Raw genomic sequence first — 20,883 nt, 5'->3', positions numbered from 1 at the left:
GGCGAGGAGAGGAGAACCCATGACCCATCAGCTGATCCGACGACTCACGCGTCGCCGGGTGACCTCCGGACGCCGCGACCGCGGGATGACGACGGCGGAGTACGCCGTCGGCATCATGGCGGCCTGCACCTTCGCGCTCGTGCTGCTCGGAGTCGTCAAGTCCGACGCGGTGCGCGGAGCCCTGGCAGGCATCGTCCAGAGCGCCCTGGGGATCGCGGGGTGAGGTCGCGACGCCCTCGACCCGCACCGGGTCGGGAGCGCGGGATGGTGACGGCGGAGCTCGCCGTCGCCATCCCGTCGGTCGTGCTCCTCCTCGGCTTCTGTCTCGTCGCGGTCAACGCCGCCGTCGACCAGATCCGGTGCGTCGACGCTGCCCGGGTCGCCGCACGAGCGGCGGCCCGTGGCGACGACCCGGCGCGGGTCCGTGACCTCGCCGTCGAGACGGCGCCCACGGGCGCTCGCGTGCAGGTCTCCGGCGTCGGTGGGGGAGTCCGGGTCGTCGTCTCGGCCCGCACCGGCGGCTGGGGGCTGCTGCCCGGCTGGGAGCTCAGCGCCTCAGCCGTGACACCCGTCGAGTCGCCGTCATGACGACCGTGCCGATCGTGCGGGTCGGGCCGACACGTCCCCAGGGCGAGCGTGGCGCGGCGAGCGTCCTCGCGCTGTCGGTCGTGGCCGTGGTGCTGGTCCTCACCATGGGCGGTCTCGTGGTGGCCTCCGTGGTGGTCGCCAGCCACCGGGCTCGGGTGGCCGCCGACCTCGGCTCCCTGGCCGCCGCATCGGCGATGCAGGACGGTGCGGACTCGGCTCAGGCGTGCGCGGTGGCGCACCAGGTGGATCGCGCGAACGGTGCTGCGACACAGTCGTGTTCGTCGATGGGGGCAGACGTCGAGCTGCGCGTCACTGTCCGGGCCCGGCTGTGGCCCGAGCCTGCCACGGCCCGCGCCCGTGCGGGTCCCCAACGCTGACGGTTGGGGGCTGACGTCCGGCACGATGACGGCAGAGCACTGACTGCCGAACAGTGACGGTCGAACAGTGACGGTCGGACGTCAGCGGTTCTGCCAGGCGTCCGGGGCTGTGAGCAGCTGACGCACCCGGTCCGGCAGGTCGCCGGTGCGGAGGTCCTCGAGGGAGGTGTCGTCGAGCACCTCGCGCAGGCTCGCACGGACCGCCACCCAGAGGCTCGGCAGGTGGGTGGCGACACCTTGGTACTCCGTCTCGTGCGGTCGCAGTCCGCGCACCTCGGCGAGCGGACCGTCGACGGCGCGGAAGATGTCGCCGACGCTGATCTCCCCACGCGGCCGCCCGAGCACGTAGCCGCCGCGGGCACCGCGACGGCTCAGGACGAGGTTGCCGCGGCGCAGGTCGGCGAAGATCGCCTCGAGGAACTTGCGCGGCAGCTCCTGCCGGGTCGAGAGGCTGTCGATGCTGATCGGGCCCGAGCCCTCCGCGTCCGACTCGGCGAGGATGAGCATCGCGCGGACCGCGTAGTCGACTCGTGCCGAGATGTCCACCCATGCAGTCTGCCGCACCCGCGGTGACCTCCGCGCCAATCGGGCCCACCGGCGACGTGGCGCCGATGTCCGGGACCGCGGCGGGACGACAAGAAGTGAGGACGTGACCACTCGATGGGTGGCGAAGCATCGGGGTGTGACGACGGGACCACTCGATGGTCCGGGTGTGACGACGGGGACAGTCGACGGGGGGCGACGCACCGGGTGCGACTGAGGCGGCGAGGTGTCGTCCCCTCGCCGCCTCAGTTCACTCGGTGACCCGAGCTGCCCGCCCGCGTCGCTCGGCGACGAGAGGGGCTTCACGACATACGTTATGCCGTCGTCTGCGCCCGTGCGAGATCTGTCCCACGTTGGTGCAGCGGAGCTGGACGGTCGGGCGTCAGATCGCGAGGGCCGGGTCGTGGTCGACGACGCTCGAGCGCCCGACGGCGCGCGCGTGGATCGTCTCCCCCTCCCGCAGCTGCAGCTCGGCGGCGTCGCGCCGCGTGATCTGCGCAGCGAACCGCTCGCCCGAGTCGGCCCGCAGGTCGACCCTGACCTCGAAGCCGAGGGGCACGACCCGCTCGACGACGGCGTCGATGACCCCGGGGGAGTCGGGCACCTTGGCGTCGAGGGCGAGCGCCGTCGCGCGGTCGCGCTCGAGCGCGATGTCGTGCGGTCGCACGAGCTGCCCGCCGAGGTGCGCGACCGAGCCGAGGAAGCCCATGACGAAGTCGTTGGCGGGGCGCTCGTAGAGCGTGACGGGGTCGCCGACCTGCTCGATGCGTCCCTTGTTGAGCACGGCGATCCGGTCGGCGACGTCGAGCGCCTCCTCCTGGTCGTGCGTCACGAGCACCGTCGTCACGTGCACCTCGTCGTGCAGCCGGCGCAGCCACTGGCGCAGGTCGGTGCGCACCTTCGCGTCGAGGGCGCCGAAGGGCTCGTCGAGCAGCAGCACCTGCGGGTCCACTGCGAGAGCCCGGGCGAGCGCCATCCGCTGGCGCTGACCGCCGGAGAGCTGCGCCGGATAGCGGTGCTGGAAGCCGTCGAGCCCGACGATCTCGAGCAGCTCGTCGACCTTCTTGGCCGTCTCGGCCTTGGGGCGCTTGCGGATCGTCAGTCCGAAGGCGACGTTGTCGCGCACGGTCATGTGCTTGAACGCGGCGTAGTGCTGGAAGACGAAGCCGATCCCGCGCCGCTGCGGCGGCTCGTCCGTGACGTCGCGGCCCTCGATCGTCACGATGCCGGAGTCGAGCTCCTCGAGGCCGGCGATCGCGCGCAGCAGCGTCGACTTGCCGGAGCCGCTCGGCCCGAGCAGCGCGGTCAGCGAGCCGCTCGGGATGTCGAGGCTCACGTCGTCGAGCGCGGTGAACGAGCCGTAGTCCTTGCGGGCGCTGGTCACGGTGATCATCGGTCGCTCCTCTTGCGGTCGAGCAGGGTCATGAGCAGCAGCACGACGAGCGCGATGCCCATGAGCAGGGTGGCGGCGGCATACGCGCCGTAGGTGTTGTGGTCGTCGATGTAGCGGGAGTGCACGAGGAGCGTCAGGGTTTGCGAGACCCCGGGGAAGCCGGAGCTCACCATGATGACCGCGCCGAACTCGCCGAGGGCCCGCGCGACCGTCAGCACGACGCCGTAGGTCAGGCCCCACCGGATCGCCGGGAGGGTGATGCGCCAGAACGTCTGCCACCCGTTGGCCCCGAGCGTCGAGGCGGCCTGCTCCTGCTCCTGGCCGATCTCGTGGAGCACCGGCTCCACCTCGCGCACGACGAACGGCAGCGTCACGAAGATCGTCGCGAGCACCATGCCCGGGATGCCGAAGATGACCTGGAAGCCGGCCCGGTCGAGCGCACCGAACCACCCGCCCGCGCCCCACAGCATGATGAGCGAGACGCCGACGACGATCGGTGACACCGCGAACGGCAGGTCGACCACGGCCTGCAGCAGCCCTCGTCCGCGGAAGCGTCCGCGCACGAGCGCGAGGGCGGTCGCGACGCCGAAGACGACGTTGACCGGGACGGTGATCGCCACGATGAGCAGCGACAGGTTGAGCGCCGACTTCGCTGCCGGTGTCGAGATCGAGGCGATGAACTCCGAGAGCCCCGGCTCGAAGGTGCGCCAGAGGATGACGCCGATCGGCACGGCGAGCAGCACGAAGAGGTAGCCGAGCGCGACGACGCGCAGCGACAGACGGGTGCCCCGGGAGACCCTCATGCGTCACGCTCCTCGCGCCGCTGGCTGCGGCTCGACACGACGCGCAGCAGCAGCAGCGTGACGAACGCGATGGCGAGCAGCGCGACCGAGACCGCGGCCGCGTTGAGCGGTCGGTCGATCTCGATCTGCTGCTGGATGTACTGCGAGGCAACCTGGGTCTCGCGGGGGATGTTGCCGCCGATGAGCACGACCGAGCCGTACTCGCCGATCGCGCGGGCGAAGGCGAGTCCGGTGCCGCTGAGGATCGCCGGCGCGAGGGTCGGCAGCACGATGCGACGGAACGTCGTCCAGGTCGTGGCTCCGAGCGAGGCCGCGGCCTCCTCGACCTCGCGGTCGGCCTCGATGAGGACGGGCTGCACCGACCGGACGACGAACGGCAGGGTGACGAAGAGCAGCGCGACGACGAGCCCCCAGCGCGTCGCGTTGAGCTCGACCCCGATGGGGCTGTTGGGCCCGTAGAGGGAGAGCAGCACGATGCTGGCAACGATCGTCGGCAGCGCGAACGGCAGGTCGATGACGGCGTTGACGAACCGCTTGCCGCGGAACTCGTCGCGCACGAGCACCCACGCGACGAGCGTGCCGAGCACGGCGTTGATGAGCGCCACGACGGCCGACACGAGCACGGTCACCCAGAGGGACGCGAGCGCGGCGGGCGCGGTGACCGCCTCCCAGAACCCGGCCAGGCCCTCGTCGAACGCCGCGACGGTCAGCGCCGCGAGCGGCAGCAGGACGATGACGCTCAGCCACAGCGTGACGATGCCGATGCCGAGCGGTCGGCGCAGCCCCCTCAGGCCCTTGCCGTGGCGTGTGCGTCGCGCCGCGCCACCGGACCCCGCACCGTGGGGTGCGTCGTCGCCCCGAGGACGTATGCCGTCCGGCGCGGTCGCGCCCGGACGCGGCGGCAGGGGCGCCGCGTCCGTCTCCGGATGCGGGCCCCTGCGCTGCTGGTCGGTGTCAGACGTCACTGGGTCGCCTGGTCGTAGATCTTGGCGATGTCACCGACGTCCTTCTTGAAGAGCGTGCTGTCGACGGTCTTCCAGCCACCGAGGTCGGCGATCGTCCAGAGCTTCGTCGGGGCCGGGAACTTCGAGGCGTACTCCTGGGCCACGGTGGTGTCGACCGGCCGGAAGCCGGCCTCGGCGAGCAGCTTCTGCGCCTCCGGCGTGTAGAGGTAGTCGTTGAACGCGGTGGCCGTGGCGAGGTTCTTGCTGCCCTTGAGCACGGCGGCGGGGTTCTCGATCTTGAAGGTCGTGGGCGGGGTCACGTGCTCGACGGGGTCGCCGTTCTTCTCGATGAAGAGGGCCTCGTTCTCGTAGCTGAGGAGCACGTCGCCGCTGCCCTGCAGAAACGTCTCGGTGGCCTCGCGACCCGACTTCGGCTGGACCTTCACGTGGTCCTTGACGAGCGCCGAGACGTACGCGAGGCCGGCGGCCTTGTCGACGCCGCCGTTGCTCTTGGCGGCGTACGGGGCCAGGAGGTTCCACTTGGCCGAGCCGGACGAGAACGGGTTGGGCGTCACGACCTCGAGGCCGGGCTTGAGCAGGTCGTCCCAGTCCTTGATGCCCTTGGGGTTGCCCTTGCGCACGACGATCGTCACGACGGAGCCGAAGGGAATCCCCTGGTGCTCGTTGGCATTCCAGTTCGGGTCGACGAGCCCGGCATCGACGAGGCGCGTGATGTCGGGCTCGACCGAGAAGTTGACGAAGTCGGCCTCGGCGCCGGCAGCGACCTTGCGGCTCTGGTCGCCCGAGGCGCCGTAGCTCTGCTGGAACTGCACGCCCTGGCCGGCCTTCGTCTTCTGGAAGGCCGGGATGACGACGTCGAAGCCCACCTTCGGGACGGCATACGCGTACAGGTTGATGGTGCTCGTCGCGGCGCCGTCGGCGGCGGCGGTGCCCGGTCCCGCGGCGGTGTCGCTGGCCCCGCCACCTGCACACGCGGTCAGACCGAGGGTCGCGGTGACGGCGATGGCGGCGAGGGCGATCGAGGGGCGGCGCATGTCGGGCTCCTGAGGGGTGCGGTCCGGATCGGGGTCGCGCCGCGGGGTGCGGCGGGCCGGGTCGGTCGGCAGTCGACGGGTGGCTGCTTTCCTATCCGTTGCATGGGAGTTTCGAATAGCGATGCGTTACCGGTCAAATAACTCGGCATTATGTCTCAAAGTGTGGTCCGGCTCCGCGGTCCGGTCCGACGGACGCCGGACTCAGTCGCCTCGCGACAGGGAGCGCACGCGCAGCACGGGCCCCACCATCGACACCGTGGCGACGTCGGTGGGGGCGTCCCCGCTCACCGTCACCCGGGTGCCCGGCTCGGCGTCGATCGCCCACCCGGGCGGGAGCAGCAGCTCCCACGTCGTCCCGTCGTCGGCGTCCAGCACGAGCGGCTGCATCTCGACCTCGACCCGGCGCAGCGTCCCGCGCACGACGACCGAGGGGGCAGGCCGGCCGGCGGCGCCCCCCGTGATCCCGACCCACGGTCCGGCGCCGGCGTCCGCCGGAGGACCTTGCGCGTCGGACGACCCGGACGACCCGGACGACCCGGACGGGCCGGACGGGCCCGGCGGCCGAGACGGGCCCGGACGCCCCGGACGCCCCGGACGTCCGGGTCCGCCCGGTGGCCGGTTCACTGCGCGCCCCCGGCCCCCGGGCCCGCGTGACGCAGGACGAGGTCGAGCAGGGCCACGGCGCCGCGTTTGTCGAGGGGCTCGTTGCCGTTGCCGCACTTGGGGGACTGGATGCACGACGGGCAGCCCTCTGGGCACTCGCACGAGTCGATGGCGTCGCGGGTCGCGCTGAGCCACGGGCGGATCCGTCGGTAGCCGCGCTCGGCGAAGCCCGCACCGCCGGGGTGTCCGTCGTAGATGAGGATCGTCGGCAGGCCGGTGTCCGGGTGCAGCGCGGTGGAAACACCGCCGATGTCCCAGCGGTCAGCGGTGGCGAAGAGCGGGAGCATCCCGATGGCCGCGTGCTCGGCCGCGTGCGCCGCCCCGGGTATGCCGTCCTCCGCCACCCCGGCCGCCGTGAGGTCTTCGACGGGCATCGTCCACCACACCGCCTTCGTCGCGAGCGACCGGGGCGGCAGGTCGAGGGGGTGCTCGCCGAGCACCTCTCCGCCGGGCAGGCGGCGCAGGAACGAGGTGACCTGGTGGCGGACTGTCACGTGGCCGAACGAGCACCGGAGCGGCCCCCACTCCTCGTGCTCGGTCTCGTGGACGATCTGGAAGTCGCTGACCGACTGCGCCTGGGTCGTCCAGCCGGGGTCACCGCGCACCGCGAAGGCGGCATGGTCGTCGAGGTCGAGCTCGGTGATCACCCACGTCTGGCCCTGGTGCAGGTGCACGGCGCCGGTGTGCACCTGCGAGTGCGCGCTCGAGTCGTCGACGGTGCCGACGACGCGCCCGGTCCGGGTCTCGATGATCCGCACGGGCTCGCCGGCCCCACGCAGCGACAGGTGGTCGGCGGGCCGGTCCTCACGCCCCCAGAACCAGCCCCGCGGACGCTTCTTGAGGATGCCGCGGGCGACGAGCGCGTCGAGCAGCACGCGCGTCTGCGGCCCGAAGATCTCGACGTCGGCCTCGGTCACCGGCAGCTCAGCGGCCGCCGCGGCCAGGTGGGGACCGAGCACGTGCGGGTTGTCGGGGTCGACGACGGTGGCCTCGATGCCGCGGCCGAAGATCGCCTCCGGGTGGTGCACGACGAACGTGTCGAGCGGGTCGTCGGCGGCGACGAGCACGGCCAGCGACCGCTCTCCGGAGCGGCCGGCCCGCCCGGCCTGCTGCCACAGCGACGACAGCGTGCCCGGCCATCCCGCGAGCAGCACGGCGTCGAGGCCGCTGACGTCGACACCGAGCTCGAGCGCGTTCGTGGCCGCGAGGCCGAGCAGCTCCTTCGCGCGCAGGGACCGCTCGAGCTCGCGTCGCTCCTCCGGGAGGTAGCCGCCGCGGTAGGCGGCGACCCGGTGCTCGTCCGTGACGGGCACCCGCTCCTTCGCGATCCGCGCGACGACCTCGACGCCGGCCCGCGACCGCGCGAACGCCACCGTCTGCACGTGCTCGCGCACGCACCCGGCGAGCAGCTCGCCCGTCTCGGTGATGGTGCTGACCCTCGACGGCTGCCCGGTCTCGTCGACGAGCAGCGGGGGCTCCCAGAGGGCGAACGTCATCGACGCGCGGGGCGAGCCGTCCCGCGTCACCGGGGTCACCGGCATACCGAGGAGTCGGGAGGCGTGCTCCTCCGGCTCGGCCACGGTGGCGGATGCGAAGACGAAGGTCGGCTCGGAGCGGTAGCGCGCGGCGACCCGCCGCAGTCGTCGCAGCACCGCGGCCATGTGGGCGCCGAAGACACCCTTGTAGACGTGGCACTCGTCGACGACGACGTAGCGCAGCGCCCGCAGGAACGAGCTCCACCGCTCGTGCCCGGGCAGCAGGGAGTGGTGGAGCAGGTCGGGGTTGGTGAGCACGAGGTTGGCGTGGTCGCGGATCCAGCGCCGCTCGTCGGTGGGGGTGTCGCCGTCGTACGTCGCGGGCCGCACGGCGGGCAGCGCGAGCCGGTCGATGCGGCTCAGCTGGTCGGCGGCGAGCGCCTTCGTGGGGGAGAGGTAGAGCGCGGTGGCGCCGCGGCCGTTGGGTGCGGTCGCGCCGGCGATGATGTCGCTGAGCATCGGCAGGTGGTAGCCGAGGCTCTTTCCGGAGGCCGTGCCCGTGCTGACGACGACGTGATGTCCGGCGTGGGCGGCCTGTGCCACCTCGACCTGGTGCGACCACGGCGCCTCGATGCCGGAGGCGAGCAGGGAGCCGAGGAGTGTCGGGTCGACCCATTCTGGCCAGGCCCCGAGCACGGCGCGGCGAGCCGGCACCTCGTGCACGTGCACGAGCCGCTCGGGATGGTCGCCGACGAGCGTGCGCAGGAGGTCCTCCGGCACGGGTCCCGCGGGCGCTGACTCCCCGTTCATGTGGAGCAACCGTATGCCGTCGGGGTACGGTAACCGACGAGCGGGGCATGTTACTGCGCGGTCGGTCACGCGGGGGGAACGTGACGGATGGGGAACGGTCAGCACGACGTCAGGACCGGACCCGCGAAACCGCGACCAGAAGCTGTGCACGTGTGGGCACAAGGAAGGGGCACAGGTGGATCTCTCGATCACCCGAGCCGACCACGGCGAGCAGACCGTGGTGCACCTCGGCGGCGAGATCGACGTCTACACCGCGCCACTCGTGCGCGAGAAGCTCGACGAACAGATCCAGGGCGGGCGCACGCAGCTCGTCGTCGACCTCACGGACGTCACCTTCCTCGACTCGACAGGGCTCGGGGTGCTCGTCGGGCGGCTCAAGCTGACCCGCACGAGAGGCGGTTCGATGCGCCTCGTCGGCACCGACGACCGCGTCCTCAAGGTCTTCTCCATCACCGGTCTCGACAAGGTCTTCGAGATCCACCCGACCCTCGACGCGGCGCTCGCCGCGAGCGCGGCCGGGGCGAGCGCGCCGGGCGAGGGGTCCTGAACTACACCCCCGTCGTCGACCGGTCGCTCGTCGCGCTGCTGCGTGCGGACCTCTCGGCGGCTCGTTTCACCGTCGACGGCGTCGCTGACCGGCTCGGCCCGGTGGCGTCCGCGGCCCTGCACCGTGAGCAGCCGCTGCCGGCTCTCCTCGCGACGGAGTCCTCCGCCACGTCGGTGGACGATGCGTGCGGCGTCCTCGTGCGCCTCTTCACCCTCGGTCGACCCGTGCGCGCGTCGGCCCTCGGCGCCGCCCTGCCCTCGCTCGGGGTCGAGGGGGCGGTACGCCTCGGGCTCGTGCGCCTCGAGGGCGGCCGCGCCGGCTTCGCCGCCGACCGGTGGGCGCCGCCCGAGCGCGACGTCGTCGCGACGTGCGACTTGCGCCCGTACGGCGACGACGCCCACGACTGGTGGGTCGCCTCCGACCTCTCCGAGCTCGTCGTCGGTGGGCCCCTGCGGCCCGACCACGTGCTCGGCATCGGCGGCGCCTCGACGACCCTCGCGTCGTGGACCGTCCGGCGCCCGGTCGGCCGCGCGCTCGACCTCGGCACCGGCTGCGGCGTGCAGGCCCTGCACCTGACCGGACACGTCGGCGCGATCGTCGCCACCGACATCTCGGAGCGGGCGCTCGCGTATGCCGGCTTCAACCTCGCGCTCGCTGCCTCCGAAGGCGTGGGTGCGGTCCCCGACGTCCAGCTGCTCTCCGGAGATCTGCTCGATCCCGTTGCGGGGCAGGAGTTCTCGCTCGTCGTCAGCAACCCGCCCTTCGTCATCACACCCCGCGACGAGGGCGTGCCGCTCTACGAGTACCGCGACGGTGGTCGGGCGGGTGACACCCTCGTCCGCTCCCTCGTGCGCCAGGTCGGCTCGGTGCTCGAGCCCGGAGGCGTCGCCCAGTTCCTCGGCAACTGGGAGGTCCCGGCCGGGCGCACGTGGCGCGACGTCTGGGGTGACTGGCTCGACGAGCAGGCCCGGGACGGGGTCGCGCTCGACGCCTGGGTCATCCAGCGCGAGTCGCAGGACCCCGCCGAGTACGCCGAGCTGTGGGCCCGCGACGGCGGTGCCCAGCCCGGCAGCGAGTCCCACTCGCTGATGTATGCCGCGTGGCTGCGTGACTTCGCCTCGCGCGGTGTCGAGCACGTCGGGTTCGGGGTCGTCACGCTCCAGCGGCCGGCCGCCGACCGCGGCACGTGGCGCTCCCTCGACGAGGCCCACGGGCCCGTCGCCGCCCCGATGGGACCGGCGGTCGACGCGGGGCTGCGGGCCCGGACGTGGCTCGCCGAGCACTCCGACGAGGACGTCCTCGACGTCGCGTGGTCGTGCGCCCCCGACGTGACGGAGGAGCGGCACGGGGTCCCGGGTGCCGAGGACCCGAGCGTGATCCTCGTCCGGCAGGGCGGAGGGCTGGGACGCGTCGTCCGCGCAGGGACGCTGCTGGCGGCATACCTCGGCGTGGCCGACGGCGAGCTGACGGCGGGGGTGGCTCTCGACGCCATTGCGACGGTGCTCGGGCTCGACGCCGCCGACGTGCGTGCGGAGGTGCTCCCGCAGGTGCGCGACCTCGCGGCAGACGGCCTGCTCGTCTGAACGAGCAGGCCGCCGCCACCAGGGATCCCGCGCTTCGGTCGGTGGTGCCCGGTCAGGCGAAGAGCTTGGCCGCCGTCGTGACCGTCTGGAAGACGCCGTAGGCGAGGATGACGGCGATGACGGCCCAGAGTGCGACGACGCGCGCGGTCCCCGGCAGGCGCGAGGAGCCCTCGCCCGTCTCGACCGGAGCCGGCTTGGCCGCCTCGACGACGTCGTCGGACTCGTGGAAGCGGTCGGCGACCGGGCGCACGAGGAGGTTGGCGACGAAGCCGACGGCGAGCACGCCGACCATCGTCAGCAGCGCCGGCGTGTAGGCGTCGGCCGTCAGCGTGCCCGGCTTGCCCTGGGCGTCGAGGAAGCCGTTGATGATGAGCGGACCCGCGACACCGGCCGCCGACCAGGCCGTGAGCAGCCGGCCGTGGATGGCGCCGACCTGGAAGGTGCCGAAGAGGTCGCGCAGGTAGGCGGGCGCCGTCGCGAAACCACCGCCGTAGAACGAGATGAGCACCGCGGCGATGAGGACGAAGAGCCCGATGGCGACATGCCCCGCGAGGGCGAGGCCGATGTAGGCGAGGATGCCGACGCCGAGGTAGACCATGTACATCGGCTTGCGACCGATGACGTCGCTCGTCGAGCTCCAGACGAAGCGGCCGGCCATGTTGAAGAGCGAGAGCAGACCGACGAATCCGCCTGCGGCAGCGACGGTCACGGCCGACGACCCGTTCTCGCGGAAGAAGTCCTGGATCATCGGGCTGGCCTGCTCGAGGATGCCGATGCCGGCGGTGACGTTGCAGAAGAGGACGACCCAGAGCAGCCAGAACTGAGGGGTGCGGATCGAGCTCGCCGCGGAGACCGACTTCGTCGTGACGAGCGTGGCGGTGTCGCGGGCGTTCGCCGGCGGGGTCCACCCCTCGGGCTTCCAGTCGGGGTGCGGGACGCGGATGTTGAAGACGCCGATGAGCATGACGAGGGCGTAGACGATCCCGAGGGTCACGAAGAGGAGCGTCAGCGCGTGCCCGTCGGCCGTCGACGTCGAGTCCGACGGCGTGTAGCCGGGGTCGTAGGCGCTGAGCAGCTGGCGCGAGAGGGGGCTCGCGACCATCGCGCCGCCGCCGAAGCCCATGATCGCGAGCCCGGTGGCGAGGCCCGGACGGTCCGGGAACCACTTGATGAGCGTCGAGACCGGCGAGATGTAGCCGATGCCGAGGCCGATGCCGCCGATGCCGCCGTAGCCGAGGTAGAGCAGCCACAGCTGGCTCGTGGCGATGCCGGCCGCGCCGACGAGGAAGCCGGTGCCCCAGCAGACCGTCGCGACGAACATCGCCTTGCGCGGCCCGTTGCGGTCGACCCACGTGCCGAAGACCGCGGCCGACAGGCCGAGCATGACGATGGCGATCGAGAAGATGATGCCGATCGCCGTCTGCGAGGTGTCGAAGTGTGCGACGAGGGAGGTCTTGTAGACGCTCGTCGCGTAGACCTGGCCGATGCACAGGTGCACCGCGAGGGCGGCCGGGGGGATGAGCCAGCGGTTGAAGCCGAGCGGGGCGACCGTGCGACGACGGTCGAGGAATCCCGGGGAGCTGGTGGTCGTGGCGGTGCGCTGCGTCGTTGCAGTCATGCGGACCTCGGATCGGGAGGAGAGGGACGGGTGGGCGTGGGACCGCACGCAGGCGAACCGCGACGGTCGAGGGGTCCGGAGGGGTGCATACCCGGGTTCGGGGCGAAATGTGTCGTGATGTTCCCGAAACCACTTGTGAGTGAGCGCTCACTCATTCATGATGGACAGCGTGTCGACACGTGTGGAGGGCCAGCGACCCGGTCAGCGGGCCGCCCCGATGAACCCCGACGACCGCCGGGACGCCCTCATCGAGGTCTTCGTCCGGCTCGCGCACCGCGAGGGGCGCAAGCCGACGACGAGCGAGATCGCCCAGGAGGCGGGCGTCGCCGAGGGCACGATCTTCCGGGTCTTCCCGACCAAGGAGGTCCTCGAGAACGAGGCCGTGCAGGCGGCGTTCTGCCCCGCCCCCGTCCGGCGGCGCATCTCGGCCATCGACCCCGAGGGGTCGCTGCGCGACCGGCTCGTCGACTTCACCCGCATCATGCAGCTGCGCTTCACGGAGGTCTTCGGCCTCATGGGTGCCCTGGGCCTGACCCAGCCGCCCAACCGCGGACCGCACCAGGCCTGCTACGACGCGGGGCGGCACCTGCGCGGGCACGCCGACGAGGAGGAGGAGCACGTCGCCGCCCACCAGCCCCTCCTCGAGACCATCCACCACCTGGTCCACGACGACGACCGGCTCGTCGTCCCGGCCGCCGACCTCGTCCACCGGATCCGGCTGCTCACCTTCTCGGGCAGCCACCCCGGCATCGCCGACGGACAGGTCCTGACCCCCGAGGAGATCGTCGACACCGTCCTCTTCGGCCTGATGCGGCGGCCGAGCACCACAGAGAGCGGCCTGTCGATCGCCGAGCTCCACGCGCAGCTCGGCGGCGACCCGCAGGTGCTCACCGCCGACGAGGGGTCGCGGCCGTGACAGACCAGTTGACCCTCACCCCACGTGAGTCCCTAGCGTTCCCGAGCGACACCACACCACCCGTCGCGCACCGAAAGGCACCGACATGCTGATCCGACTGCTCCGCAGTCACCTGCGTCCCTACTCGGGCCAGATCGTGCTCATCTGCCTGGCCCAGCTCGTCAGCACCATGGCCTCCCTCTACCTGCCGAGCCTCAACGGCGAGATCATCGACCAGGGCGTCGCCAAGGGCGACACGGCCTTCATCATCAGCCACGGCGGCATCATGCTCGCCGTCAGCCTCGTGCAGATCGCCGCGTCGATCGCCGCCACCTTCCTCGCGGCCCGCGTCGCGATGGGGATGGGCCGCGACATCCGCGGCAACGTCTTCGGCACCGTCGTCGACTTCTCGGCGCAGGAGGTGACGCGCTTCGGGGCCCCGACGCTCATCTCGCGCAGCACCAACGACGTGACGCAGGTCCAGATGGTCGTCTTCATGGGCTTCGCCCTGCTCGTCACGACGCCCATCATGATGGTCGGCGGCATCATCATGGCCCTGCGCGAGGACGTCGGGCTGTCCTGGCTCGTCGCCGTCGCAGTGCCCCTGCTCGGCCTCGTCGTCGGCCTCGTCATCTCCCGGATGGTGCCGTGGTTCGGGCGGATGCAGACCTCGCTCGACGGCGTCAACCGCGTCATGCGCGAGCAGATCACCGGCATCCGCGTCGTGCGCGCCTTCGTCCGCGAGGAGCACGAGGAGGCCCGCTTCGCCGAGGCCAACGGCCTGCTGACCAACGCCGGCCTCCAGGTCGGACGCCTCATGGCGCTCGTCTTCCCGATCGTCATGGTCATCTTCAACCTCTCGACCGTGGCCGTCATGTGGTTCGGCGGGCACCGCATCGCGTCCGGCGACATGCAGATCGGCGAGCTGACGGCTTTCCTGTCCTACCTCGTCCAGATCCTCATGGCCGTCATGATGGCGACCTTCATGGCCACGATGATCCCGCGTGCCGCGGTCTCGTCCGGCCGCATCCAGGAGGTCCTCGACACCGAGTCGTCCGTCGTCGAGTCCGTGCAGCCCCTGAGGATGGCGCCCGCCGCCGCGGGCCTCGAGCTCGTCGGTGTCGACTTCCACTACCCGGGAGCCGAGGCGGCCGTGCTCCACGACGTCAGCTTCCGGGCCGACCCGGGTCGCACGACGGCCATCATCGGCTCGACGGGTGCCGGCAAGACGACGCTCCTCGGCCTGATCCCGCGTCTCTTCGACGCGTCCGCGGGCAAGGTGCGGGTCGGTGGCGTGGACGTGCGCGACCTCGAGCTCGACGACCTGTGGAGCAAGATCGGGCTCGTCCCGCAGAAGCCGTACCTCTTCAGCGGCACCGTCGCGACCAATCTGCGCTACGGCAACCCCGATGCCACCGACGACGAGCTGTGGGACGCCCTGCGCATCGCACAGGGCCAGGACTTCGTCGAGGCGATGGGCGGGCTCGACTCGGCCATCGCGCAGGGCGGCACCAACGTCTCGGGCGGCCAGCGCCAACGTCTCGCCATCGCCCGGGCCATCGTCAAGCGTCCCGACATCTACCTGTTCGACGACTCGTTCTCGGCCCTCGACCTGTCGACCGACGCACGCCTGCGCCGGGCCCTGCGGCCGGCCACGTTGGGCAGCACCGTCGTCATCGTGGCCCAGCGCGTCTCGACCATCGTCGACGCCGACCACATCATCGTGCTCGAGGACGGCCGCGTCGTCGGCCAGGGCACGCACGACCAGCTCCTCGACTCCTGCGTCACCTACCAGGAGATCGTCGAGTCCCAGCGCAGCGCGGAGGAGGCGGCCTGATGGCCGAGGGAGTCAAGACGGCCGAGGAGAAGGCCGCAGAGGTCCGCCGCGGACCCGCACGCCGGGGCGGCCCGCCCCACATGCAGATGGGCCAGCCGGGCGAGAAGTCGCTCAACTTCGGCCCGTCGGCCAAGCGCCTGCTCGGCCGGCTGCGGCCGCACCGCGTCAAGGTCGTCGTCGTCCTCGTGCTGGCCGTCGTGAGCGTCGCGCTCAGCTCGATCGGGCCGAAGATCCTCGGGCGCGCGACCGACCTCATCTTCGCCGGTGCCATCGGCGGCACCATCGAGGCGCCGCCCGGCACCACCAAGGAGCAGGTCGTCGACAGCCTGCGTGCGCAGGGCCAGACGACGTATGCCGACCTGCTGAGCAACGTCGACTTCACCCCGGGCGTGGGCATCGACTTCGACGCCGTCGCCAGCGTGCTGCTGCTCGTCGTCGCGCTCTTCGTCGCCGCGTCGCTGCTCATGTGGCTCCAGGGGTGGATCCTCCAGGGCGTCCTCCAGCGCACGATGTACGACCTGCGCCAGGAGGTCGAGGCCAAGCTCAACCGGCTGCCCCTGCCCTACTTCGACAACCAGCCGCGCGGTGAGCTGCTGAGCCGCGTCACCAACGACATCGACAACGTCGGCCAGTCCCTCCAGCAGACGATGTCGCAGCTGCTCACCTCGCTGCTCACGGTCATCGCCGTGCTCGGCATCATGTTCTGGATCTCGTGGGAGCTCGCGCTCATCGCGCTCGTCTCCATCCCGATCTCGATCGTCGTGACGGCCCTCATCGCCAAGCGCTCGCAGAAGCTCTTCATCCAGCAGTGGCGCAACACCGGCGAGCTCAACGGCATCGTCGAGGAGACCTTCACCGGGCACGGGCTCGTCAAGGTCTACGGCCGCCAGAAGGAGACCCAGGCGAACTTCAAGCAGAAGAACGACGAGCTCTTCGAGGCATCCTTCGGCGCCCAGTTCATCAGCGGCATCATCATGCCGGTCATGATGTTCGTCGGGAACCTCAACTACGTGGCGATCGCCGTCGTCGGTGGCCTCCGCGTCGCGTCGGGCACGATGAGCCTCGGCGACGTCCAGGCCTTCATCCAGTACTCCCGGCAGTTCACGCAGCCGCTGACGCAGGTCGCGTCGATGGCCAACGTGCTCCAGTCCGGTGTCGCCTCTGCCGAGCGCGTCTTCGAGGTGCTCGACGCCGACGAGCAGGAGCCTGACGCCGCCGCACCGGCGCGCATCGACGACCCGCACGGAGCCGTCGCCTTCGAGTCGGTCGCCTTCTCGTACACGCCCGAGAAGCCGCTCATCGAGGACCTCGACCTCTCGGTGCAGCCCGGTCAGACGGTGGCCATCGTCGGCCCGACTGGCGCCGGCAAGACGACGCTCGTCAACCTCATCATGCGGTTCTACGAGCTCGACGGCGGACGCATCACGCTCGACGGCGTCGACATCCGCGACCTGACCCGCCACGACCTGCGCGCGCGCATCGGCATGGTGCTGCAGGACACGTGGCTCTTCGGCGGCACGATCCGCGACAACATCGCGTACGGCCGTCCCGGTGCCACCGACGAGGAGGTCATGGCGGCCGCCAAGGCGACCTACGTCGACCGCTTCGTGCACTCGCTGCCCGACGGCTACGACACCGTGCTCGACGACGAGGCGTCCAACATCTCGGCCGGCGAGAAGCAGCTCGTCACGATCGCCCGTGCCTTCCTCTCCGACCCGGCGCTGCTCATCCTCGACGAGGCCACGAGCTCGGTCGACACGCGCACCGAGCTGCTCGTCCAGCACGCCATGGCGGCGCTGCGGTCCGACCGGACGAGCTTCGTCATCGCGCACCGCCTGTCGACGATCCGCGACGCCGACCTCATCCTCGTCATGGAGGACGGACGCATCGTCGAGAAGGGCACGCACGCCGAGCTGCTCGCGACCGGAGGCGCCTACGCGACGTTGTATGCCGCCCAGTTCGCGGGTGCCGCGGCCGACCTCGACGAGACGGCGGGGGCACCCGGCGCGCCGGACGGCATACCCGAGATGGCGGGTGTCGGGGCCGGTGCGCCCGGGCCGGCCGGCGGACCCGGCGTCCCGACGCCCGACTCCGCGGTGCCGGCGGACGGGGGTCCCACGAGCTGAGCCGTCACGGGCCCACGTGGGCCCGCGAGCACGGACACGACTGCCGCGCCGACCACGAGGTCGGCGCGGCCGTTGCGTCCGGCGTCAGACCCGGTGGGGTGGGTCAGGCCGTCTGGGGCGGCGTGGGGTGGCAGGAGCCGTCCACGCTCTGGAAGGCGCACCAGCTGGGCGGCGCGGCCTGGGCGGTCACGGAGGCACCCGTCATCCCGAAGAGACCGGTGACGACGACGGCGGCGGCGACGCGAGCGACAAGCTTCATGAGGTGGCTCCCCTGGTTCTCGAGGCCCGTCGGGTGAGGGCCCTTCCTGGTGCAACCGACCTTACGGAGGGTGCGCCAACAAACGGCTAACAACGGCGGCGTCAGTGCCGGAGATGGGCCGGCAGGCGCAGCGCACCGGGCTCCAGGTCGAGCCGCTCGAGGATGGCCCGGCACTCGGTCCGGGTGGGGTCGTCACCGCTCGCCGGGTCTCCGTCGGCCGGCTCGGCGGCATCGAGGTGCGCGGCGCACCGGGCCTCGCGAGCCAGGTCGCAGGCCAGCTCGAGCGGGTCGCCCGCCGCCCGCCGCCCGGCCACCAGTCGCTCCACCCGAGGGCGGGCGTCGTGCCACCGTCCCGCCGCGGTGTCGAGGTCGACCCTCAGGCGCAGGACGTCGAGGTCCTCACCCGACCGGGCGTGGGCGTCGAGCCGCGGCCGCGCCGACTCGTACTCCGTGGTGGCGTCGACGAGCGCTCCACGACCGAGGTGCACCCGCGCGAGAGCCAGGTGGCAGTGTGCCTCGCCCAGGTCATCGCGCACCTCGCGGGCCAGCGCGAGGGCCTCGTCGAGCAGGGCCTGGGCCTCGTCGAAGAGGTCGAGGTCGACGAGTCCCTCGGCGCGGGTGACGAGCCAGATGCAGGTCGAGCGGCGGGAGCCCAGCTCGCGCGACTCGGCCACCATCGCGGCCAGGAGCGGGTCACCCTCGGCGGGTAGCCCCATGTTGCGCAGGAGCACGCCGCGGTGGGCATCGGCGGTGGTGCGCGCCGCGCGGTCATCGCGAGCGACGGCCAGCTCGGCTGCCTGCTCGTACCAGCCCAGCGAGGCCGCGAAGTCCCGTCGCACCATGGCCGCCCACCCAAGCTGCGACAGCGCGCGCTGCTCGAGGGGTCCGTCGCCCACGCGCCGAGCCGCGTCGAGGAAGCGTCTCGCGACGTCGGGCAGCTCGTCGTGGCGGTGCTCCTGGGCGAGGACGCCGAAGAGGGCGGCGAGCAGCTGCGCCGAGAGACGCTGGTCGGCCTCCTCCGGATAGTCGTCGAGCGCGATGCGCAGCACCCGCTCGCGCTCGTCGTCGTAGGCCCGGATCGTGAGGAACGTGCGGATGGCCAGCGCGATGCGTGCCGCGAGCTCGCGGTCGTCGCGGGCGACGGCCGCGTGGACGGCGCCTACGAGGTTGAGCCGCTCGGACTCGAACCAGTCGGCCGGCGACTCCGACGCGGCGCGCACCGCGGCGTCGGTCGTCGGACCCGCCGGGTCGTCGGAATCCCGGACTCCGCCGGGGTCCAGCCGGGCGTCGGCGACGTCGGTGAGGGCGAGCCACTGCCGGGCCAGCTCGATGGCGAGCGCGTCCGAGTCCGAGACCGGCTCGGTGTCGGCCAGGGCCTCTGCGGCGAGCTCTGCGACGAGGCTGTGCACGCGGAAGCGCGGCTGCCCCGCCGTGTCCCGCCCGGTCGGCTCGACGAGGTGGCGGTCGATGAGCTCGTCGAGCGCTCGGGCAGCCCCACCGGCGCGTGCCCCGCGACCACCCCGGCCACCACCGTGGACACCGTCCGGGGCGGTGGGCCTGCCGCCGACGCTTCCGCTGACCCTTGAGCCGGACGGGGCCGAGCCGCGTTCGAGGAGCAGGGCGGGCACCCACCCGGGCCAGTCGCCGGAGGGGGCCAGCGCGAGGCGACGGAAGAGGACACCGGCGGCGGGGGACAGGTCCGTCACCGACGTCGTGATGCTCGCCCGGACGTCGATGTCGCCGACCGACAGCTCGTCGAGCCGGGCGTGCTCGTCGCTGAGCCGGTCCCGGAGGTCCTCCAGCCGGAGGTGCTCGTTGGTCGCGAGCTTCGCGGCCGCGACGCAGAGGGCGAGCGGCAGGTGCCCGCACAACGTGCCGATCTGGACGAGGACCCCGGCCCCGTCGACGTCCTGCGTCCCCGACAGCTCGGCGAGCATCGACGTCGCGTCCTCGGGCAGCAGCGGGGGGATCGTGTGCCGGTGCACACCCGGCAGTCCGGCCAGCTTGCTGCGCGAGGTGACGAGGGCTGCCGACCCGGCGGACGTCGGGAGGAGCCGGCGCACCTGGGCCTCGCTCGAGGCGTCGTCGAGCACGACGAGCACGCGCTTGCGGTCGACCGTGCTGCGGTAGAGCGCGACCCGCTCGTCCGGGTCGGCCGGGATCGACGCGTGCTCCACGCCGAGGGCCCGGAGGAAACGGCCGAGGACCTCGTGGCCGTCGGCGACGCCCGATGGGCCGGCCCCGAGCGAGGCGTGCAGGGTCCCGTCGGGGAACGCGTCGGCGAGCTGGTGGGCGGCGGCCACGGCGAGGGCCGTCTTGCCCACCCCGCCGACGCCGGCGAGGACGACGATCGCGGGCGGGGCTGACGCCGGGGCGTCCCCGCGACGCCGGGTGAGCTGCGCCAGGACCGAGCCGAGGATGGGCTCGCGTCCCACGAGGGTCCAGGTCATCGCCGGCAGCTCGCGCGGCACGGTCCGTGGCCGCGGCCGGGTGGGCGCCAGTGGAGCGCCGCCGAGGATCTGGGTGTTGAGCTCGCGCAGGGCACGGCCCGGCTCGACCCCGAGCTCGTCGAGGAACTGGCGACGGACCTGGCGGTAGGTGGCGCTGGCCTCCTGCCGGCGCCCGGTGGCCTCGAGCGCCCGGATGCGATGCTCGTGCAGCCGCTCGTTCCACGGGTCGGCCTGCAGGTGCTGCGAGGCTGCGCTGAGGACCTCCTCGTGGCGTCCACCGGCGGCGAGGGACTCGAGGAGCAGCTCGACGGCGGCGATCCGCTCCTCGGACAGCCCCTGGATCAGTGCCTCGGTGCCGGTGTCCGAGCTCGCCGGGACGGCGTCGCTGAGCGGCGCGCCCCGCCAGAGCTCGACGGCGCGGGCGATGGTGTGGGCCGAGTCCTCGTCGCCGGCGGCGCGCTGGGCCCGGGCCTGCATGAAGAGGCTGCGGAAGTCGGCGAGGTCGAGCCCGTGCCGCGTCATCCGCAGCTCGTAGCCGAAGGGCCGGGTCGTCACGAGGGCCGGGTCGTGGGCTGCCAGCCTGCGCCGCAAGCCCGCGATGAGGTTCTGCAGCTGCTGGCGGGCCGTCGGCGGTGGCTCGTTCCACAGGGAGTCGATGAGCTGCTCCGTGGGCACGAGCCGGTCGGCGCCGACGAGCAGGAGGGCGAGGACGAGCCGCTCGCGGCCGCTGCCCAGCCGAATGGGGGCGCCGTCGTCGTCGAGGGCCTCCACCGGCCCGAGCACCCGGAACTGCACAGGGCCATTGAACCCGACCTCGGCCGTGGCCGCCCACCACGAGGGCGTCGTCTTAGGGAAAGGCCCCGAGAATTCACCTCACGACACCGTGCCGGAAAAGGGGGTTAACGAATTGTTAGCGC

18 protein-coding genes are annotated in these 20,883 nt (G+C 72.2%); 8 read left to right on the top strand and 10 right to left on the bottom strand.

What is annotated here, in order from left to right:
• Positions 1 to 19: 19 nt before the first annotated feature.
• The 3 genes from ASH01_RS07755 to ASH01_RS07745 are packed head-to-tail and all read left to right on the top strand — an operon-like array spanning position 20 to position 965.
• Entirely contained in the window at positions 20 to 223 is a 204-nt protein-coding gene (locus ASH01_RS07755) for a DUF4244 domain-containing protein (RefSeq protein ID WP_056773863.1), read from the top strand.
• A gap of 41 nt (positions 224 to 264) precedes the next feature.
• The gene (locus ASH01_RS07750) at positions 265 to 588 is read left to right on the top strand and encodes a TadE family type IV pilus minor pilin (protein ID WP_056773860.1); all 324 of its coding nucleotides are present in this window, start codon (positions 265 to 267) and stop codon (positions 586 to 588) included.
• The gene (locus ASH01_RS07745; protein WP_056773858.1) at positions 585 to 965 is read left to right on the top strand and encodes an Rv3654c family TadE-like protein; all 381 of its coding nucleotides are present in this window, start codon (positions 585 to 587) and stop codon (positions 963 to 965) included. The genes ASH01_RS07750 and ASH01_RS07745 overlap by 4 nt, the downstream gene beginning before the upstream one ends.
• Before the next feature lie 81 nt (positions 966 to 1,046).
• On the opposite strand, the gene ASH01_RS07740 is transcribed toward ASH01_RS07745, so the two are convergent.
• The 7 genes from ASH01_RS07740 to ASH01_RS07710 all read right to left on the bottom strand — a co-directional run bounded on the left by ASH01_RS07740 (position 1,047) and on the right by ASH01_RS07710 (position 8,651).
• Positions 1,047 to 1,511 (bottom strand): RrF2 family transcriptional regulator, encoded by a 465-nt coding sequence (locus ASH01_RS07740; protein WP_028785748.1) that lies wholly within the window; start codon positions 1,509 to 1,511, stop codon positions 1,047 to 1,049.
• A 379-nt stretch (positions 1,512 to 1,890) separates the two neighbouring features.
• Positions 1,891 to 2,901, bottom strand: a complete 1,011-nt coding sequence (locus tag ASH01_RS07735; RefSeq protein WP_056773855.1) for a sulfate/molybdate ABC transporter ATP-binding protein — start codon at positions 2,899 to 2,901, stop codon at positions 1,891 to 1,893.
• Positions 2,898 to 3,704 carry a sulfate ABC transporter permease subunit CysW gene (gene cysW / locus ASH01_RS07730; RefSeq protein WP_056773852.1) on the bottom strand — a complete coding sequence of 269 codons (807 nt, stop codon included), beginning with the start codon at positions 3,702 to 3,704 and terminating at the stop codon, positions 2,898 to 2,900. Before cysW ends, ASH01_RS07735 begins: the two co-directional genes overlap by 4 nt.
• Positions 3,701 to 4,669: a sulfate ABC transporter permease subunit CysT gene (gene cysT / locus ASH01_RS07725; protein ID WP_156415491.1), complete on the bottom strand. Its 969-nt coding sequence runs from the start codon at positions 4,667 to 4,669 to the stop codon at positions 3,701 to 3,703. The genes cysW and cysT overlap by 4 nt, the downstream gene beginning before the upstream one ends.
• Entirely contained in the window at positions 4,666 to 5,703 is a 1,038-nt protein-coding gene (locus ASH01_RS07720; protein ID WP_056773848.1) for a sulfate ABC transporter substrate-binding protein, read from the bottom strand. The genes cysT and ASH01_RS07720 overlap by 4 nt, the downstream gene beginning before the upstream one ends.
• A gap of 201 nt (positions 5,704 to 5,904) precedes the next feature.
• Positions 5,905 to 6,123, bottom strand: a complete 219-nt coding sequence (locus ASH01_RS22890; protein WP_056773846.1) for a DUF5818 domain-containing protein — start codon at positions 6,121 to 6,123, stop codon at positions 5,905 to 5,907.
• A 200-nt stretch (positions 6,124 to 6,323) separates the two neighbouring features.
• On the bottom strand, positions 6,324 to 8,651 hold the full coding sequence (locus tag ASH01_RS07710; protein ID WP_235509568.1) for a DEAD/DEAH box helicase: 2,328 nt from the start codon (positions 8,649 to 8,651) through the stop codon (positions 6,324 to 6,326).
• Between the two features lie 175 nt (positions 8,652 to 8,826).
• On the opposite strand from ASH01_RS07710, the gene ASH01_RS07705 reads away from it, so the two are divergent.
• On the top strand, positions 8,827 to 9,198 hold the full coding sequence (locus ASH01_RS07705) for an anti-sigma factor antagonist (protein WP_056775201.1): 372 nt from the start codon (positions 8,827 to 8,829) through the stop codon (positions 9,196 to 9,198).
• Complete coding sequence (locus ASH01_RS07700) at positions 9,195 to 10,781, top strand: DUF7059 domain-containing protein (RefSeq protein ID WP_056775199.1); 1,587 nt, start codon at positions 9,195 to 9,197, stop codon at positions 10,779 to 10,781. The genes ASH01_RS07705 and ASH01_RS07700 overlap by 4 nt, the downstream gene beginning before the upstream one ends.
• Before the next feature lie 52 nt (positions 10,782 to 10,833).
• On the opposite strand, the gene ASH01_RS07695 is transcribed toward ASH01_RS07700, so the two are convergent.
• Positions 10,834 to 12,399: an OFA family MFS transporter gene (locus ASH01_RS07695; RefSeq protein ID WP_056773843.1), complete on the bottom strand. Its 1,566-nt coding sequence runs from the start codon at positions 12,397 to 12,399 to the stop codon at positions 10,834 to 10,836.
• Between the two features lie 169 nt (positions 12,400 to 12,568).
• On the opposite strand from ASH01_RS07695, the gene ASH01_RS07690 reads away from it, so the two are divergent.
• The 3 genes from ASH01_RS07690 (at position 12,569) to ASH01_RS07680 (ending at position 17,257) form a co-directional block, all read left to right on the top strand.
• Positions 12,569 to 13,315, top strand: coding sequence for a TetR/AcrR family transcriptional regulator (locus ASH01_RS07690; protein WP_235509567.1), 747 nt, complete (start codon positions 12,569 to 12,571; stop codon positions 13,313 to 13,315).
• A gap of 85 nt (positions 13,316 to 13,400) precedes the next feature.
• Positions 13,401 to 15,131: an ABC transporter ATP-binding protein gene (locus ASH01_RS07685; RefSeq protein WP_056773840.1), complete on the top strand. Its 1,731-nt coding sequence runs from the start codon at positions 13,401 to 13,403 to the stop codon at positions 15,129 to 15,131.
• A complete protein-coding gene (locus ASH01_RS07680; protein ID WP_056773837.1) occupies positions 15,131 to 17,257 on the top strand; it encodes an ABC transporter ATP-binding protein in 2,127 nt (708 codons plus the stop codon). Before ASH01_RS07685 ends, ASH01_RS07680 begins: the two co-directional genes overlap by 1 nt.
• A gap of 103 nt (positions 17,258 to 17,360) precedes the next feature.
• Here the strand turns inward: ASH01_RS07680 and ASH01_RS22885 are convergent, their stop codons facing one another.
• Positions 17,361 to 17,516 carry a hypothetical protein gene (locus ASH01_RS22885; protein ID WP_156415490.1) on the bottom strand — a complete coding sequence of 52 codons (156 nt, stop codon included), beginning with the start codon at positions 17,514 to 17,516 and terminating at the stop codon, positions 17,361 to 17,363.
• Between the two features lie 101 nt (positions 17,517 to 17,617).
• Complete coding sequence (locus ASH01_RS07675) at positions 17,618 to 20,761, bottom strand: AfsR/SARP family transcriptional regulator (RefSeq protein ID WP_056773835.1); 3,144 nt, start codon at positions 20,759 to 20,761, stop codon at positions 17,618 to 17,620.
• Between the last annotated feature and the right edge of the window lie 122 nt (positions 20,762 to 20,883).

Origin of the sequence: Terrabacter sp. Soil811 (genome assembly GCF_001429655.1) — a bacterium.
Classification (GTDB): Bacteria; Actinomycetota; Actinomycetes; order Actinomycetales; family Dermatophilaceae; genus Terrabacter.
This window is presented reverse-complemented; position numbering and strand designations above follow the sequence as displayed.

Excerpts from the sequence above, each read along its gene's own strand:
- ASH01_RS07755 (WP_056773863.1), top strand. The coding sequence starts at position 20 with ATGACCCATCAGCTGATCCGACGACTCACGCGTCGCCGGGTGACCTCC.
- ASH01_RS07750 (WP_056773860.1), top strand. The coding sequence starts at position 265 with ATGGTGACGGCGGAGCTCGCCGTCGCCATCCCGTCGGTCGTGCTCCTC.
- ASH01_RS07745 (WP_056773858.1), top strand. The coding sequence starts at position 585 with ATGACGACCGTGCCGATCGTGCGGGTCGGGCCGACACGTCCCCAGGGC.
- ASH01_RS07735 (WP_056773855.1), bottom strand. The coding sequence starts at position 2,901 with ATGATCACCGTGACCAGCGCCCGCAAGGACTACGGCTCGTTCACCGCG.
- cysW (WP_056773852.1), bottom strand. The coding sequence starts at position 3,704 with ATGAGGGTCTCCCGGGGCACCCGTCTGTCGCTGCGCGTCGTCGCGCTC.
- ASH01_RS07720 (WP_056773848.1), bottom strand. The coding sequence starts at position 5,703 with ATGCGCCGCCCCTCGATCGCCCTCGCCGCCATCGCCGTCACCGCGACC.
- ASH01_RS07710 (WP_235509568.1), bottom strand. The coding sequence starts at position 8,651 with ATGAACGGGGAGTCAGCGCCCGCGGGACCCGTGCCGGAGGACCTCCTG.
- ASH01_RS07695 (WP_056773843.1), bottom strand. The coding sequence starts at position 12,399 with ATGACTGCAACGACGCAGCGCACCGCCACGACCACCAGCTCCCCGGGA.
- ASH01_RS07685 (WP_056773840.1), top strand. The coding sequence starts at position 13,401 with ATGCTGATCCGACTGCTCCGCAGTCACCTGCGTCCCTACTCGGGCCAG.
- ASH01_RS07680 (WP_056773837.1), top strand. The coding sequence starts at position 15,131 with ATGGCCGAGGGAGTCAAGACGGCCGAGGAGAAGGCCGCAGAGGTCCGC.
- ASH01_RS22885 (WP_156415490.1), bottom strand. The coding sequence starts at position 17,516 with ATGAAGCTTGTCGCTCGCGTCGCCGCCGCCGTCGTCGTCACCGGTCTC.